This is a genomic window from Streptomyces sp. TOM-9, from assembly GCF_056858595.1.
This window is the reverse complement of sequence record NZ_JBXEQB010000001.1, coordinates 7619580-7635508: the sequence shown is the minus strand read 5'-3', so window position 1 is coordinate 7635508 and position 15929 is coordinate 7619580. Positions and strand designations below refer to the sequence as shown.

The following is a 15929-nucleotide window of genomic DNA, read 5'->3' as shown; positions in this document are numbered from 1 at the left end:
GGGACCTTCGACGGTGTACGCGGTGGCCTGGACCAGCTGCCCGCCGGGCGCCGGGAAACCACCTGACGTGAGGGGTGCGGGCGGCGCAGGCCGCCCGCACCCCTGTCAGTCCGCCAAGGGAGCCGTCAGGTTCCCGATCCGCGTGACCGCCCAGCGCACCATGATCACCGTCGCCAGGCCGCCTGCCACGACAGCGGTGACGATCGAGGCGCCCGAGCCGGAATGCAGCGCGGTCAGGAACGGGACGACCAGCATGACCACCGCCGCCAGCGCCCCGGCGCCGTACCAGCCCAGGAACAGCATCGGGCCCATGCTGCCCGTGGGGGACTGGGCCGACGACATCAGCAGATGGTGCTTGGTCGCCCCCCGGCAGGCGTTCACCAGCGAAGCGCCCACCAGCGGCGGCACCAGGGCCGGTGCCAGCAACGCGCGGGCCCCCGCACCCTCCGCAGCCAGCACCCCCGCCGCCACCAGCGCGCCCACCAGCCCCAGCACGACGGGAAGCGCCGTGTGCCGCAGCATCAGGCCCCGGTAGGGATAGGGCGCCCACGACCCGCGCCGCGTGTCGTCGGTCTCCACCCGGGCCGGCTCCATCAGCTGGGTCAGCGACCAGTAGCCGAAGGCCAGTGAGGCCAGCGCCGCCGTCACGCCCGACCCGCCGTGCGCCGAGGCCGCCAGCACCGCACCCAGCACGGCAAGCACTCCCAGCACCACGGCCCGGCCCAGACGGCCCGGAGTCCGCAGCAACGCGAGCGTGTCCCGCCACGGCACCGCCAGTTCCGGCCGGCGTGGCGCCGGCAGCCTCCAGCGCGTCGACCGGCCCCCGCCGGTGACTCCGGCCACCGCCTGCCGCGCGGTGCGGAACTCCACCGTGCGCAGCGCGGCCATCACCCCGGTCGCGGTCCGCGAACGCCGCCGTACCGCGGACAACAGCAGCGACCCGGTGAAGCGGTGTGCAGCGACCAGCGCGCCGGCCACCACCACCGCCAGCAGGACGCCCGCGGCCCAGCCGCCCGGCAGCGCGGCCGGCGTGGGGGCCAGCGCGGCCAGCCCGGCCCAGCCCCAGGGCCCGGACCACAGCTCCACCCGTTCCAGTCCCGGCAGCCGGTCACCGCCCACCGCCAGCACGGTCTGCGCCACCAGCGCCAGCACCGCCATGGCGACGTACGGAGTGGCCAGCCGGGCCCAGCGGGCCACCCGCTCGCTGCCCTCCACCGCGGTGGCCAGCGCGGTCGCCAGCAGCGGCAGACCGCTGCCGCCCAGCAGGCACCAGCCGAACGCGGCCGGCAGCCCCACACCGACCGTCAGGCCCAGCGCGATCATGCCGATCGCCGCGACCAGCAGCCCGGCTCCGCCGGCGATCGCGGCCGACCCCCAGAACCACGGCCGCAGCACCCGGGCGACGTCCACCGGCTGGGCCAGCAGCCAGTCCACGGTCTCGCGCGGCGGCACCACCGGCCCGCGCCACTGGGCGTCCCAGGCGGCGACCAGCAGCCATCCCAGCCCCAGCGCGCAGGACCCGGCCGGCAACGCGGCCAGGATCGCCGGTCCGTGACCGGAGTAGTCGGCGCCCATCGACTTCTCGAGGAACAGCCCCAAGCTCGGCAGCCCTCCCCACACCGCGAGGAGCAGCGCCACGCAGTACACGGTGTAGGCGATCTGGCTGGTCCTCTTGCGGCGGTGCGGGGTGCGCAGGTCGCGGACCAGCCGCAGCGTCTCCCGCGTCCAGTCGTCCTCGTCGGACCAGGCCGCGGAGTGCTCCCCGGCCTCCCCGGTGTCCCCGGTCTCCTCGGCGAGGGTGGTCACCGGGCACCGTCCGGGGTCTCCGCGAGCCAGGTCAGTCCGTCGGTCCCGGTGGCGAGCACCTTGTCCGGGTGGCCGTCGGCCACCACCTTGCCGTCGCTGAGGACCAGCACCTGGTCGGCGACCGCCCGGGCCAGTTCTCCGTGGTGTGTCACCAGCAGCACCGCGACGCCGTCCGCGGTCTCCTTCTTGATCAGGTCGGCCAGCTGCCGCCGCGCGCCGGGGTCCAGTCGCTGTTCCGGCTCGTCCAGCAGGAGCAGGTCGCGCGGCCGGACCATCGCGGAGGCCAGCAGCAGCGACTGGAGCTGCCCGGAGGACAGTGCGCCGGGCAGCGCGTCGGCGTGGTCGGTCAGCTTCCGCTCGGCCAGTACGTGGCCGATCCAGTCGCCGGCGTCCTCCACCCCGTGGGCCACCGCCACCAGCTGCAGATGCTCGCGCACGGTCAGGTCGGGGTAACAGGCCGCGGTGTCGCCGACGACCGCCACCCGGGCCCGGACCGCCGGGTCGTTCTCGTTCATCGGCCTGCCGTCGAACGTCACCGTGCCGGTGCTCGGCTTGTCCCGGCCGGCCGCTATGCGCAGCAGCGTCGATTTGCCGGAGCCGTTGTGGCCGAGCAGCGCCACGCACTTCCCGGACCGCAGTCGCAGGCTCATGGTGGCCAGCGCCGTGCGCTTGCCGTAGACCCGGCTGACGCCTTTGAGCTCGAGCAATGGTGGTGCACCCATGTCGCCGGGCCTCTCGTCGAACACGATCGCTGTCCCCGCTCCGGCCTCGGGACGACGGCCCGGAGCGGCCCGGCCATTGTGCATGCTCTGCCCGGGCCGGGGGTGATCGGCCCTGGGTGTCCTTGGTCCACTCCGCGTGCGGGCACCGGCGATTCCGGCCCTGCGCATGTTGCCACCGGCCGCGGGTGGTGGCGCCGTGGGTGACCGGCGATGCACGTCCATGCGGTCCACGTGCCGTGTCTCGGGCCGTGGTGCCGGGCGTTCTCACGTCCGCCCCGAGGCACGTCAGCCGACCACGGCGTCCTCGGTCTCCCAGCGCAGCAGGTCGCCCGGCTGGCATTCCAGCACCTCGCAGAGCGCGGCGAGGGTCGCGAAGCGCACCGCCTTGGCGCGACCGTTCTTGAGCACCGCCAGGTTGGCGGGCGTGATCCCGACGCGGTCCGCGAGTTCGCCCACGGACATCTTCCGCTTGGCCAGCATCACGTCGATGTCGACGGCGATCGGCATCAGATCACCTCGTCCAGCTCGGCCTGCATCTGCGCCGCTTCGACGTCGCGCGCGACGGCCTGCGCGAGCAGCAACCGCAGCACGTGCACGATGAGCGCGACGCCCAGGATGGCCACGCCGATCCCGCCCATGATGACGGTGACGCCCGGGTCCTCCCGCTGGCCCGGCGCGTTGATGATCGTGACCGCGAACCAGAGGAGGGCAGCCGCCACGATCGCGCCGATCACGGTGTCCACGTACCGGAAGGCGGCATGGGAGAACACGGTTCCGCGGCGCACCATCGTCACCAGCCGCCATACGGCGACCAGGGCGACCTGGACCGTCACCATGCCGAGGATCGTGATCACGCGAAACGAGGTCAGCGGCAACGACCCGTCCTCCGGGTCGTTGCCCGACACCAACACCCACGCCATCCCTGCCTGTACGAACACGGTGCCGGCGAGCACCACCACGAGCACGGCGTGCAGGGCACGAACTGTCAGCTTTCCCACGACTCACCTTCCATCGAGCTACGATGGAAATCTATCGAGTTTCGATAGGTTCAGCAAGGGGCTGCGGCGCTGGACAGGCAAGCGGCCTCGCACCCTGGCGGGACACCCTCGCCCCCCTCCGGCGGAATGACGATGGGTGCGGTTCGTTTCGAGGGACGATGTTGATCAGGCAGTGAGGGCCAATTTCTGCGGGCTAGGTTCGAGGTAGATGCGTTGGTGCTCTTGGCGGGTGTGGAAGCGCCAGTAGAGGTCGAGGTCGCCGTTGGCGACCACGGCACGCAGCCGGAGGACGGCTTCGGCTCCGGGTAGACCCCAGCGGGCGCCGGTGATGTCGAGGCGGTCGGCGATCAGGTGGCGGCAGGCGCCCTCGACGCCGGTAGCAATCGGCCAGCCGTTGGCGAGGGCTGTGTCGTAGTGGAGCTGGTTGAGGTGGCCGTTCAGGTAGCGGTGGCAGGCCTCGACGGCTTCGCGCCGGGCGGCAGGCAGTCGTTCGTGGTCGGCCTGGGCAGTCATCTCGGCTGCGGTGCGGGCCGCGTGGCCTGCGAGGATCGAGGTCAGCCGGTTGGCGGCCCAGGCTTCGGCCTCGGTGGTGCCGGGTTTGTGGAAGGCGTGGGCGGCGGCCCAGACGTACTCGGCGACGTGGACGAAGTCCAGCAGGACGTGAGGCGTGATGCCGCGTCGTCGGGTCTCGGCTTCGATCAGGTCGAGCTGGTGACGCGCGCCGTCCACCAGGACGATCCAGGGCCGCAGGCACTTCGGGTCGCGTGCTTCGGCCTGGTCGAAAGCGTCCGCGATGACCTGCTCGGGCGAGCGGATCAGGGAGGCGGTGCACCATTTGTTCTCGGCCTTCGGCCCGGGGCGGGGTGGACGTTCGCCACTGCGGCCGCCTGGCGGGTGGATCACGTCGTGCGGGCGTCTGGGGGCCGGGCGGGTGTCGAAGACGCAGGCCACGGTGGCTATCCGCTTTCGGTTCGGCTTCTCGCCCGGCGCGAGCCGGCCGCGGTGGCCGCTGGCGGTTTTCTCAGCGGCTCGGCGGGTGGCCTCCCGCAGGGCTTCGGGGCGCATGACCACGCCCTTGCCATCGACTTGGACCACCAGAGGCATGTCCCGGCTGCACGGGACGGGGATCCGAGCTCGGTAGAAGGCGTCGATGTCCACTTCTGCGGCGACCACGAGCTCTTCCAGCCTGCGCTTGCCGAGCACGTTCCCGCAGCGGCGCTCGATGGCGTCGTGGGCCTGGTCGAACGAGCTGCGGACGGCTTCGGTCACGGCGAGCCGCCGTAAGCCGGTAGAGTGCCGGCCCGCGGGCAGCGACAACGCGTTGTCGGCAGGGTGGACGTTGCAGGCACTGGGGCCGCGGTGAGCGACCCGGGTGACGCGGACCAGCCCGAACACGGTGGCCAGCCACCGCTGGTGGCCGGGTTCCCGCCAGGGCCGCACCTGGCCGTCGGGCCCGACCACGACTGGGTCGGCACCGGACCGGACCTGCTTCTCCTCCCGCCGAGCGCGAAGGTCCAGGTGATCCTGCAGCACCAGGCGGATCAGGTCCCGCCCGGACTTCTCCAGGTGTTCCTCCAGCTCAGCGTGGGTCCACCCAGTCGCATCGCCGCCTGACAGGGTGCCTATCAGCATGTCGAAGGCACTGATGGAGCGGACAAAGGGGCCAGTGGTGGCATGAGTGTCGTACGGTGTCATCTCCAGGGCTCTTCCTGTCCTGCATCCGATATGGGTCGCACCTTCGAATGTAGACGGAAGAGCCCTGCTGTCAGCCCGAGTTGGAGGATGCATCGGTTCGCCTGCGGGCCGGTGTGAACAACCCGGGAGCCTCCTCGTCGAGCCAGCCCCGCTCCACCAGCCGCTTGAGCTTCGACCGGGTGCCCTCGATCTTCCCTGTCTCGACTGGCAGCCCGATCCTCGGCACTATCTGCTTGGCGCGGATCGGCCCTGGCGCATCGGCCACCACTTCTACGATGTCGCGGTAAACCGATGGCAGCACCTCCGAGGTCATACCGGGCCGCCAGTTCGGCACGGTCAGCACCCCGATGACCTGCCGCTCGGCCCCCGCATAAGCGGATGCCACCGACCCGCCTTCCGGTGATGTCCCGGCCTCGACCGCCGTCGCCGCTGTCTCCGGCGTGATCTCCGCGAGTACTTCGGCGACCGTCTCCCGCGTGATCCGCAGACGCTCAAGCCCGTCCCTGGCCACCGCCAGCTTCCCGGACAGCTCGGCGATCGCGGCCTCCAGTTCTTCCATCCGGACTCGGGCGGCCGCCTCGCGGGCTTCCAGTTCCTCGAACAGTGAGCCCATCCACCGCTCCTCTCCCGCTACCACGGTAGAGACCAACAGCGCAGAGCGGGAGTGAGTGTGTCATTTGGGCGACACTTACGGGCGGATGACGATGGTGCTGAGCGTGCCGTCACCCCAGACCGTGGTCTGCAGCATCATCCGGCTGTCCAGGGAAGCCATCGTGAACTCCGGAACGAAACGTTGAGTGAAGAGGGTCGCGAAGCCGCTCCGCAGCAGGTCCACCTCGCTCCCCGCCAAGTCCCAGTCATCGAGCAGTTGGACCCGGAGCCATACCTCGTAGGGCTCATCGTCTGGATCTTCCCCGAGGCGTGCCCGGCCGACTGCGAGGAGAAACTCACGATTGCCGTCGAGGAGCCCGTACTCCGTGGCCATGCGGTGCCAGCCCGCGTTGACCCTGTCGACGAAGTCCGAGGCATCCAGGTCGGCGACCTCGTCCGGGTGTGAGTCGAAGCGCCCGTGCTCGGGCCCGGCGCTCGCAGGCGACACGTACTCCGGCAGCGGGGGCAGCAAGACGTCCTGCCGAACCCGTTCGACGAGTCGGAGCCCAGCCGGTGCGAGTACGTCACCTATCTCAGCGTCAGTCAGAGTCACAGCAGCACAGTATCCGCAGGTCACGCCATTCACGCCGGATTATCGGGTGACTCATGAGAATCGGCGCCCGCCACCCCTTGATCACGATCTTCACTCGAGACGAGCCGCACCCAATGACGATTGCGCGAACCGTCCCCATCTTGTCGAAGCCGGGCCCACTTGGGCACAAATCGGACGCCACCCGACTACGCCGAAGCACTGCGCAGCCGCCCACGTCCATACCCCGGCACGGCCGAATACCGCACCCGCCGAGAAGTACACTCGCCGTCGCCCTCCCCTGGCGAACCGCAGTCAATGATGATGTGCGAGCCTTCAACGCAGGCGATCCAGAATGTATTGCCGCAGGGAAGCGGTTGCCCTGCTCTCGGTGCGCGTGATCGACCACGCCAGAAGAATGGGACGGGACGCCGGCGGACTACTGATCGGGATTTCGATCGAGTCGCTCGCGTCCGGCGCGGTGGCCAGGATGCAGACGCCGAATCCGGCCGCGGTCAGGCCGCGTAGCGTGGCGGTGTCGGTGCTCTCGAACACAATGTGCGGGGTGAACCCGGCCAGAGCGCAGAGCTGTTCCGTGGTGGCCCGCAAACCGTATCCGCGGGGCAGGGCAAGGAAGTTTTCCGAAGCGACGTCGGCAAGCGCCACCCGGCTGCGCGTGGCCAGCGGGTGCGCCGGGGGAACGACGAGCACGAGCTGCTCAGTGAGCAGCTCCGCGGCGGCGAACTCCGGGGAATCCGGTGCCGGCGAGGTCAGGCACAGATCGATATCACCTTCGCGCAGTGCGTCGTGAAGAAACTCGGATCCTCCTTGATGCAGGGTGATCTTCACTTCAGGGTGACTGCCGCGGTAGGCACGCAGGATTTCAGGTATCAGACGAGACCCCAGACTGTTGAGGAATCCGAGAGCTACCGCACCTCCGTTGCCGTCCAGGTTCTCGGAAAGATCCGCACTGGCCCGATCGAGACCCTCCGAGCATCGCAGCAGCGCTTGCTGGAGGGCTCGGCCGTGGCGGGTCAATCGGACATGTCGCCCGACGCGGGTGATCAGGGGCAACCCGAGCCCGCGTTCCCATCGGACCAGCGCACGGCTGAGGCTGGACTGGGCAACTCCCAGCTCCGCTGCGGCATGTGTGAGGTTCTCGTGACGGGCGATCGCGAGGAATTGGACCAGCGGTGAGGCGAAGACGTCCGCCACGTCGGGCTTCGCGGGACGGGGGTCGGTCACGAAGCCATTATGCGCGGACGCATCATTGACCGGCAAAACCGCATTGGACGCATCAATGCGACGCTGTCAGGCTCGCAGTCGTGTTCACCCATGCGCGATGCGATCCCGAGTGTCCGGTGCGGACGGACAAACGCGACCCGCGAACCCTGCCCGGCGGACGGCATCCTGCTGCCGCACATGTGCGGGTCACCTCTGGTCCGGTCGGCGCCGATGCGGTGGCCCCCATGCCGGCTTCACGGCGATGACATGGTGGCATGCGGTGATCATCTTGATCGCCGGAATCTGGGCCGGCGCCATCAATTCGGTGGTCGGTTCGGGCACCCTCGTGACATTCCCGGTTCTGGTGGCGCTCGGCTACCCGCCGCTGACCGCGACCACCTCGAACGCGATCGGGGTGGCGCCGGGTTCCGTCAGCGGCGCGATCGGATATCGCCACGAGCTGAAGGGGTTCGGGCCGCAGTTGGCCCGGCTCTCGGTCGCCTCGTTCTTCGGCGCGATATGCGGCACGGTCCTGCTGCTGTCACTGCCGCCGAACGCGTTCGAGTCGTTCCTGCCGCTGCTCGTCGGGCTCGCCGTAGTACTGGTGGCCGTCCAGCCCAAGGTCTCCCGGTGGATCGCGAGACGCCGGGCGGCCGACGGCGTCGAGGACGCGGACCATCCCGGCATCACCCCGCTGCTGCTGTTTCTCACCTTTCTGATCGGTGTCTACGGAGGGTATTTCACCGCCGCACAAGGCGTGTTGATGATGGGGGTGATGGGCATGATGCTGTCCGAACCTCTGCAGCGGCTCAACGGCGTGAGAAACGTCCTGTCCGCCTTGGTGAACGTCGTCGCCGGAACGATTTACGCCTTCGCGGCGCCGGTCAACTGGTCCGTTGTCGTCCTCCTCGCGGTCGGCTCGACCCTCGGTGGGCAGCTCGGCGCCAAGATCGGACTCAAGCTGAAGCCCGCCGTGCTCCGCGGCGTGATTGTCGCGGTCGGTGTCGGCGCGATGGTCCATCTGGTGACGAAGTAGGGAAGCTTTCCGCCGCGTTCAGGACATGCCGTTTCGGTACGCCGCACACGCCGGCCCGGGGACATGCCGGAGGCGGGAGGGGACGTCTCCTTCGTCCGGTCCCCTCTGCCCAGCGGCCGCCGCGGTCCTCCACCGGGCTCAGCCCGCGCGGGGCCGTCCGGACGACTCGGGCGCGAGGTCGGCGAGCAGGGTGTCCAGCACGGCCTCCTCCACGCGGACGCCGTGCTCGGCCAGGGCTTCGGCGAGTGACGGATCCCACGGGGAGGCCGCGCGAATGCCGGCCAGGGGCACCGCGCTGTCGCGCGGGCTGCAGCTCCTGGTGCCCACGAATGGCAGACCTGTCCGACAACGTGGCACGCCTGTCGCCTCCGTGTATCGTCCGGGCCATGGAGGACCAGGCAGGACGCTGGCGGGAGTTGAACAAGGCGTACTGGGACGAGCGCGTGCCGGTTCATCTGGGCGCGGCCTTCTACGACATGGAGGGCTTCCGCGCCCGGCCCGATTCGCTGAAGGACTTCGAGACAGCGGAAGTGGGGGACGTCAGGGGCAAGCGCCTGATCCATCTGCAGTGCCACTTCGGCCGCGACACGCTGTCGTGGGCGGCACGAGGAGCGCGGGTAACCGGGGTGGACTTCTCCCCGCCCGCGATCGAGGCGGCGTCGCGCCTCGCGGACGAACTCGGCATCGACGCGCGCTTCCTGACCGCGGACGTCTATGACGCGGTCCCGGCGGTCGAGGGGGCGGCCTTCGACATCGTCTACGCCAGCTTCGGGGCGCTGAACTGGCTTCCCGACATCGGCCGCTGGGCTTCGGTGGCGGCGGAACTGCTCGCGCCCGGCGGGTTCCTGTACCTCGCGGAGTTCCATCCGTTCAGCTACGTCCTGGACGACGAGACCGGCAGCACGGTCACGCACGACTACTTCGACGAGGGTCCGGAGGCCTCGGGAGGCCCGGGTACCTACGCCGACGAGTCGGCGGCGACCGAGAACGACGAGACGGTCGAGTGGCGGCACAGTCTGTCGACCGTTGTCTCGGCGATCGCCGGAGCGGGGTTGCGGATCCGGTTCCTCCACGAGCACGACCACACCTTCTACCTCCAACGGCAGTCGCTCGAGCGCCACGACGGCGACATCTACCGGCACCCTGCGGGCGCTCCACGTATCCCGCTCACCTATTCGATCCGCGCGGACAAGGCGTGACCTGCCGCCCGACGCACAGGTGCGTCGGGCGGCAGAAGCGTCCGGCGGGGAGTCCCTGGGCGGTCAGGTGGCCCAGATCTGGAACTCCGAGATCTGTCCGGCCGGCCAGCCGGTGTTGGCGCCGATGTTCAGGCGGAAGTAGCGCTGGGTGGTGGCGGGGAAGGTGATCGTGACGGTGTTGTGGGTCGCCGGGTCGAAGGTGTAGGCCGCCGAGGCCTTGACGGCGGCGAGGTTCGTGCCGTCGGTGCCGCCCAGCACGGACAGGGTCTGGGTCCGTGCTCCCCAGCCCGCGGGCAGTTGCAGCACGATCCTGGACGCGCTGCGCGCCGACCCGAGGTCGACCTGCACCCACTGCGGAAGGGCGTTGTTGACGCTCTCCCAGTAGGTGGACTGGGAGCCGTCGGTCACGTTCGACGAGGGGTAGACATCGGTGTGGCCCGACTCGGTCGTCGGCCGTCCCGCGGCCAGGTTGACGCCTTCGCCGCCGGTTCCGGTGCCCGACAGCGCGATGGTGTTCGGGCTGTTGACCGCGTTGCTGTAGACGGTGACCGTACCCGTGCGGGTGCCGGAGGCCGTCGGGGTGAAGGTGACGCTGATCGTGCAGGAGGCTCCGGCGGCGATGGACGAGCCGCAGGTGTTGGTCTGTGCGAAGTCACCGCCGACGGTGATCGAGGAGATCGAGGCGGCGACGGCACCGGAGTTGGTGACGGTGACGGACTGCGCGGCGCTGGTGGTGTTCAGCGCCTGGCCGCCGAAGGTGAGCGAGGCGGGGGACGCCGAGAGGCTGGCCGGCGGTGGGCTGCCCCCCGCCGTGAAGGTGAGGGAGTTGAGGTTCCAGCCGCCGGTGTCCTGGTTGAGGGTGAGGATCTGGCGGCCCGCGGGCAGGATGACCCGGGCGGTGACGGTGGCCCAGGTCTGCCAGCCGCCGGTGGCGGGTACGTCGACGGCGCCGGTGAGGTTGGCGCCGGAGGCGTTGGACAGGTGCAGCGCGCCGGTCACCGCCGCGGGGGCCGCGACACGCAGTCCCACCGTGTACGTTCCGGCCGTGGCGACGTCGACGGTGTAGCGGAACCACTGTCCGCCGCTGGTCCAGCCGAGGTTGTGGCCGCCGCCGGTGTCCGAGGTGGCCTCGAGGTCGACGCCGTCGGCACGGTAGCCGTTGGCGTTGCCGTTGACGCTGGTGACGTTGTAGGCGACGCCCTGGCCGCCGGTGTCGTAGTTCTCCGCCTGGACGGTGCCGGGGACCGACGCGGGGGTGCCGCCGTAGGGTCCTTCGGGCGCCGGGGGCTCCCAGGTGTTGCCGTTCAGCGTGGCGGTGAAGCCGCCGGAGTTGTTGACGAAGGCCGTGGCTCCGGAGCGCAGGCCGGTGACGGTGTTGCCGGTGATGGCGGCGGAGCCGGTGGGCGCGGGGTAGAACGGGGGCGAGATCGCGATGCCGTTGCGGCCGGGGGTGGTGACGGTGTTGTTCTGCAGCAGGGTGTCGGTCGAGGTGGAGAAGCCGATCCCGTCGTAGAGCGAGTCCACGACGGTGTTGCCAGTGGCGGTGACGTTGTCGACGATGCCGGTGTTCTGTCCGTCGCCGCCGTTGCCGATGTGCAGGGCGGGCTGACCCTGGCTGTAGGCGTTCCCGCCGGAGCGGACGACGGTGTTGTCGGAGACCGTCGCGGACAGCAGGTCGCTGCCGTTGACACCGAACCGGCCGGCGCCCAGGCCGATGTAGCGGGCGGTGTCGCTGATGTAGTTGCCGCTCACGTGGTGGCCGCTGCCGCCGTAGATCCCGATGCCCTTGCCGCCCCACGGCGCGATCGAGGTGTTGCCGCTCACGGTGACGTTCGTCATCGGCTGGTAGAACGTCTGGGAGCCGTCGCCGTTGGTGTTGTAGTGCACGGAGTTGATGGCGATGGCGTCGTCCCCGGTGCCGCGGACGAAGTTGTTCGTGACGGTGAGGTTGTTGCCGGTGTCGGCGCCGAGTGACACGTTGTTGACGTTGATGCCGTCCGCCCAGATCGCCGTCAGCCTGCTGTCGCGGACGGTGCCGCCGGTGCCCGAGGCCCAAAAGCCGGACATGGTGTGCTGGGTCCAGATGCCGTCGGCGACCCAGTTGGTGCCGGTGGTGTCCATCGCGCCGCCGTCGCCGCCGATGGTGCTGCGGCTGACGGCGTTGGCGTCGACGTGGAAGTTCTCCACCGTGCACGAGGTCAGGTTGAACAGCGCCGCGAGCGGGGTGCTGTTGGGGACCGGCACGTCGCGGTAGACCGTGCTGTACCACATGCCGGCGCCCGCGATGCGGATCCCCTGCGCGGTCAGGCCGGTGGTGCCCTTCACGTAGAAGGTGCCCTGCGGGATCCAGAGGGTCTTGCCCTGCGACTGGGCCTGGTTGATGCAGTTCTGGATCGCGGCCCGGCTGTCGACGGCTTGGGGGGCGGCCGCGCCGTTGGTCGGGGTGTCGTCCGGAACGGCACCGCAACTGGTGATGGAGATCGAGTTCGCCGGCTGGGTCAGCGGCGCAGGCGGGTTCTCCACGTCGACGGAGTCCACATCGTAGAAAGCCGCGCTGTTGGCGGCGTCCTTCTTGAGTGAGAACGTGGCGCCTGCCGGTATCGGGGCGCCGGTGACGAAGGCGTGCGACTCGTCCCAGAAGACCCTCGGACTGCCGTCGGCCGGGTTCTGGTTGTCACTGGTGTTGTAGTTGTTGTTGCCCTCGTAGACCCAGGTCTGCCGGGAGTTGAGGTTGAGGGCCTGCCGGAAGACCCCGTTGACGTACAGGTTCAGCGTAGCGGTCGTGCCGCCGCCGGAGGCGGAGTCGGGGATGCTGGCGCGGACGTTGAGGAAGCTGATGGGCGCCCCGGTGGTGTTCGTCCACTGGACGGAGTGCCCGGTGCCGCTCAGGTGTACGTAGGCGTGGCCGGACGCTTCGAGGGCGGCGCTGGAGTACTGCGTCGCGGGCGGCGCCGTCAGGGACACGGTGGTGGCGCCCCCGCCCGTCGTGCCGGCCTCGGCCTCGTGGATCCGGAACGGCGTCGTGGCGCCGGCCGCGGCGGCGGCGTCCGAGGCCTCGGCTGCCGGGGCGCGGTGGACCGCGGCGCCCGCCGGCACGGCCGACGCGCATAACGTGCCGACCGCCGCGAGCGCGATCGTCGCCAACCTGCGCGCCGCGTGGCGGCCGCCACGGGAAGGTCTGGGGATCGCCCGCATCTGAGGCTCCTTCAGCAACGTGGAGAACCGGCGCCCCGAACGTACAGATCACCACCAGACCCCGCAAGGTTCTGAACACGCCAAGCAAATTCTCGGCACATCCATGGAAAATTGACACCACGACAGACATCCCGGCAGCTCGCGCCCCTTGGGGCTCTCGCCGGGGAAGCACGCGGGCACTTTCTTCACGCCTTTTTTCACGCCTTGACAGAACACCGACAGGCTGTTTCGATCTGCTCGCGCATCCGGAGCGAACCCCTGTCAAAACCCGGGCCGCGCGGGATCGGGAACCCGCACGACCCGGTACCCCCTCAGGAAGGAAGGCACCGTGAGACGTTCCCTCATCGGGGCAGCCGCAGCTCTCACCTTGGTCGTTCTCGCCGGCACGGAGTCGGCGGCCCCGGCCGCCGTACCGCATCACAACTCCTCCGTAACGGGCACCTACTCCACGGGGGCCGCCCACGCCTGGCAGTCGTTACCGGGCACGGGCTCCGGCAGTACGAGCACCCCCACGGATGCGACCGTCGTCGTCGATCCCAGCAGCACCCGCCAGAAGTACTCGGGCATCGGGTTCTCCCTGGACGAGACCAGCGTCTCCAACCTGTGGAAGCTCACCCCCGCCAAGCGTGAGGAAGCCGTCCGGCTGCTCGTCGACCCGAAGACCGGGGCCGGCCTGAACCGCTTCCGCCTCACGATCGGCAGCCCCGACCTCATCGAGCACCTGCCCTTCTGGTCGGAGGACGACCTCCCCGCCGGGGTCACGGACGACTTCCAGCTGAAGTACTTCTCCATCCAGCGCGACATCGACCTGCACATCGTCGACACCATCAAGCTGATCCAGCGCTACAACCCCAAGGCCACGTTCTTCGCGTCCGCGTGGAGCGCCCCGGCGTGGATGAAGACCAACAACCGGTTCACGGGCGAGGTCGCGCTCAAGCCCGGAAGCACGACGGACTACTACCAGGTCGGCAAGCTGCGGGACGACTGCATCGACGTCTTCGCCCGCTACTACGTCAAGTTCGTCCAGGCGTACGCCCGGCACGGCATCAGCGTCGACGCCCTGACCCTGCTGAACGAGCCCGGCATGGACGTGGTCTATCCGGCCATGGACATCAGCGTCGCCCAGCAGCAGAAGCTCGCCATCGCGATCAAGAAGGCCCTGCACAAGGCCGGACTGAACACCGGACTGTACGTCCACGACTTCAACTTCTGGGACTGGCGCGACCCCAACAGCACGGCGACCAAGAACTACTACCGCATCTTCAACGACGCCCCGGACGGCTCCGTGACCGGCCGCCAGGTCCTGAACGCCACCGACGCCGTCGCCTTCCACCCCTACTGGGGCGACCCGAAGGTCATGCGCGACGCGTTCGAGCAGACCGGCAAGCCGGTCCACATGACCGAGACCAGCGATCTGTCCGCGGCCACGATCCTGAACTACTTCCGGCTCGACGCGAGCTCCTACGTCATGTGGGCGCAGACCACCGATCAGGACGGTGGCACGCTGCACTGGACGCCCGCACGGGACAACAACATCGACTGGGAGGAAGTCGCCGCAACGACCAAGTGGCCCGACCGCCTGGTCAAGGTGAACACCACGAGCAGGGACTTCACCGTCCGCGACGAGCTCTACACCATGGGACAGTTCGCCAAATACCTCACACCCGGGGACGTACGCCTGGAGTCGAGCACCACGGAGGGCGGCGTGAGCAACGTCGTCTACCGGCACGGCGCCGACAAGTTCGTCGCGGTCCTCGGCAACGCCAACAGCACCGACACCACGGTGCGGGTCGTTCTCGCCAACAAGTCGTTCTTGGTGAAGGTCCCGGCGAACTCGTACGCCACCTACCGGTGGCAGCAGCGCATACCCCGACCCCCGCACAACAGGGCGCCCGTGCTGGCCCCCGTGCCCGACGTGGTGGCCGACCAGTACAGCACGGTGCAGGTCCCGCTCAAGGCGACCGACCGCGACGGCGACCGGCTCGCCTTCTACGCCACCGACCTCCCGGACGGCGTCACCGTCAGCCCCACCACGGGAACGGTGACCCTCAACCCGACCGTGGCCGGCGAGAACGACGTGACGGTGGTCGTCACCGACGGCACGGCGCACGCCCAGGTCACCCTGCACGTGACGGTGCGCCCGCACAGCGCGCCGGTCGGGGTGCGGGTCGAAGCGGAGTCCTACGCCGCCCAGCACGGCTGGACGGCCGGCGGGGCCAACTTCATCGAGACCAACCCCGCCGCCAGCGGCGGCGCGAACGTCGGCTGGACCGCCCCCGGCAACTGGCTCGACTACGCCGTCGACGTCCCGAACGCCGGCACGTACGACCTGGAACTCCGCGTAGCCACCGGCACCGGCGTTCCCGTCCCGGACGCGCTGACCTTCCGCGACGCCAGCGGCACGACGCTGGCCACGGTGACCGTCCCGGACACGGGCGGCTGGGCCTCCTACCAGTCCGTGCACGTCCCGGTCACCCTCGCGGCGGGCGACCAGGTGGTCAGGCTCTTCTGCGAGACGGGCGGCTTCAACATCGACTACCTCCGGCTGTCGTAGCGCCCCCGGCGGCCTGCCGTCACTCCCCCGCGACCGGCGGAGATGACGGCGGGCCGCCACCGGACATCGCGGCGCTGGCGGGGGCGTGGGTACACCTGACGACTGAATGCCCCCACCCCTCAGCCTCCTGCCTGTGGCTACTCACGGGCTGGAGGCTCACGGGCGTGCTCGACCCAGCCGTCGAAGTACCGGGAGTCCGCTTTGGCGGCGGCGTAGCGATCCAGCCTGTCTGGGTCGACCGGGTGGAGAAGAACCTCGACCGGCCGTCGATCCCGCCGGTCACTCGCCCGAGTGGCTAGGGTGCGATCGGGTACCCGGGC

General features: G+C 69.8%; 13 protein-coding genes. 3 read left to right on the top strand and 10 right to left on the bottom strand.

Annotation, left to right across the window (positions count from 1 at the left end; all coding sequences use genetic code 11):
• Window positions 1–105: 105 nt before the first annotated feature.
• From AC1VWI_RS35200 to AC1VWI_RS35165, 8 genes are all read right to left on the bottom strand, one after another.
• Complete coding sequence (locus AC1VWI_RS35200; protein ID WP_499515058.1) at window positions 106–1806, bottom strand: hypothetical protein; 1701 nt, start codon at window positions 1804–1806, stop codon at window positions 106–108.
• Window positions 1803–2528: an ABC transporter ATP-binding protein gene (locus tag AC1VWI_RS35195; RefSeq protein ID WP_499515057.1), complete on the bottom strand. Its 726-nt coding sequence runs from the start codon at window positions 2526–2528 to the stop codon at window positions 1803–1805. The genes AC1VWI_RS35200 and AC1VWI_RS35195 overlap by 4 nt, the downstream gene beginning before the upstream one ends.
• 285 nt (window positions 2529–2813) lie before the next feature.
• Window positions 2814–3035: a helix-turn-helix domain-containing protein gene (locus AC1VWI_RS35190; protein WP_499515056.1), complete on the bottom strand. Its 222-nt coding sequence runs from the start codon at window positions 3033–3035 to the stop codon at window positions 2814–2816.
• The gene (locus AC1VWI_RS35185; protein WP_499515055.1) at window positions 3035–3526 is read right to left on the bottom strand and encodes a DUF2975 domain-containing protein; all 492 of its coding nucleotides are present in this window, start codon (window positions 3524–3526) and stop codon (window positions 3035–3037) included. Before AC1VWI_RS35185 ends, AC1VWI_RS35190 begins: the two co-directional genes overlap by 1 nt.
• Window positions 3527–3691: 165 nt before the next feature.
• Window positions 3692–5221 (bottom strand): ISKra4 family transposase, encoded by a 1530-nt coding sequence (locus tag AC1VWI_RS35180; RefSeq protein WP_499515054.1) that lies wholly within the window; start codon window positions 5219–5221, stop codon window positions 3692–3694.
• Between the two features lie 70 nt (window positions 5222–5291).
• Window positions 5292–5834 carry a hypothetical protein gene (locus AC1VWI_RS35175; RefSeq protein WP_499515053.1) on the bottom strand — a complete coding sequence of 181 codons (543 nt, stop codon included), beginning with the start codon at window positions 5832–5834 and terminating at the stop codon, window positions 5292–5294.
• A gap of 75 nt (window positions 5835–5909) precedes the next feature.
• Entirely contained in the window at window positions 5910–6425 is a 516-nt protein-coding gene (locus tag AC1VWI_RS35170; protein WP_499515052.1) for a hypothetical protein, read from the bottom strand.
• Between the two features lie 312 nt (window positions 6426–6737).
• Window positions 6738–7646: a LysR family transcriptional regulator gene (locus AC1VWI_RS35165; protein ID WP_499515051.1), complete on the bottom strand. Its 909-nt coding sequence runs from the start codon at window positions 7644–7646 to the stop codon at window positions 6738–6740.
• 241 nt (window positions 7647–7887) lie between these two features.
• On the opposite strand from AC1VWI_RS35165, the gene AC1VWI_RS35160 reads away from it, so the two are divergent.
• Window positions 7888–8661 (top strand): sulfite exporter TauE/SafE family protein, encoded by a 774-nt coding sequence (locus AC1VWI_RS35160; RefSeq protein WP_499515050.1) that lies wholly within the window; start codon window positions 7888–7890, stop codon window positions 8659–8661.
• 138 nt (window positions 8662–8799) lie between these two features.
• Here AC1VWI_RS35160 and AC1VWI_RS35155 read toward each other — a convergent pair whose 3' ends face one another.
• Window positions 8800–8988 (bottom strand): DUF2399 domain-containing protein, encoded by a 189-nt coding sequence (locus AC1VWI_RS35155; RefSeq protein ID WP_499515049.1) that lies wholly within the window; start codon window positions 8986–8988, stop codon window positions 8800–8802.
• Window positions 8989–9047: 59 nt separating this feature from the next.
• On the opposite strand from AC1VWI_RS35155, the gene AC1VWI_RS35150 reads away from it, so the two are divergent.
• On the top strand, window positions 9048–9860 hold the full coding sequence (locus AC1VWI_RS35150) for a class I SAM-dependent methyltransferase (RefSeq protein ID WP_499515048.1): 813 nt from the start codon (window positions 9048–9050) through the stop codon (window positions 9858–9860).
• 63 nt (window positions 9861–9923) lie between these two features.
• On the opposite strand, the gene AC1VWI_RS35145 is transcribed toward AC1VWI_RS35150, so the two are convergent.
• On the bottom strand, window positions 9924–13055 hold the full coding sequence (locus AC1VWI_RS35145) for a carbohydrate-binding protein (RefSeq protein ID WP_499515047.1): 3132 nt from the start codon (window positions 13053–13055) through the stop codon (window positions 9924–9926).
• 328 nt (window positions 13056–13383) lie between these two features.
• Between AC1VWI_RS35145 and AC1VWI_RS35140 the strand changes: the two genes are divergently transcribed.
• Complete coding sequence (locus AC1VWI_RS35140) at window positions 13384–15609, top strand: carbohydrate-binding protein (RefSeq protein WP_499515046.1); 2226 nt, start codon at window positions 13384–13386, stop codon at window positions 15607–15609.
• Window positions 15610–15929 lie beyond the last annotated feature (320 nt).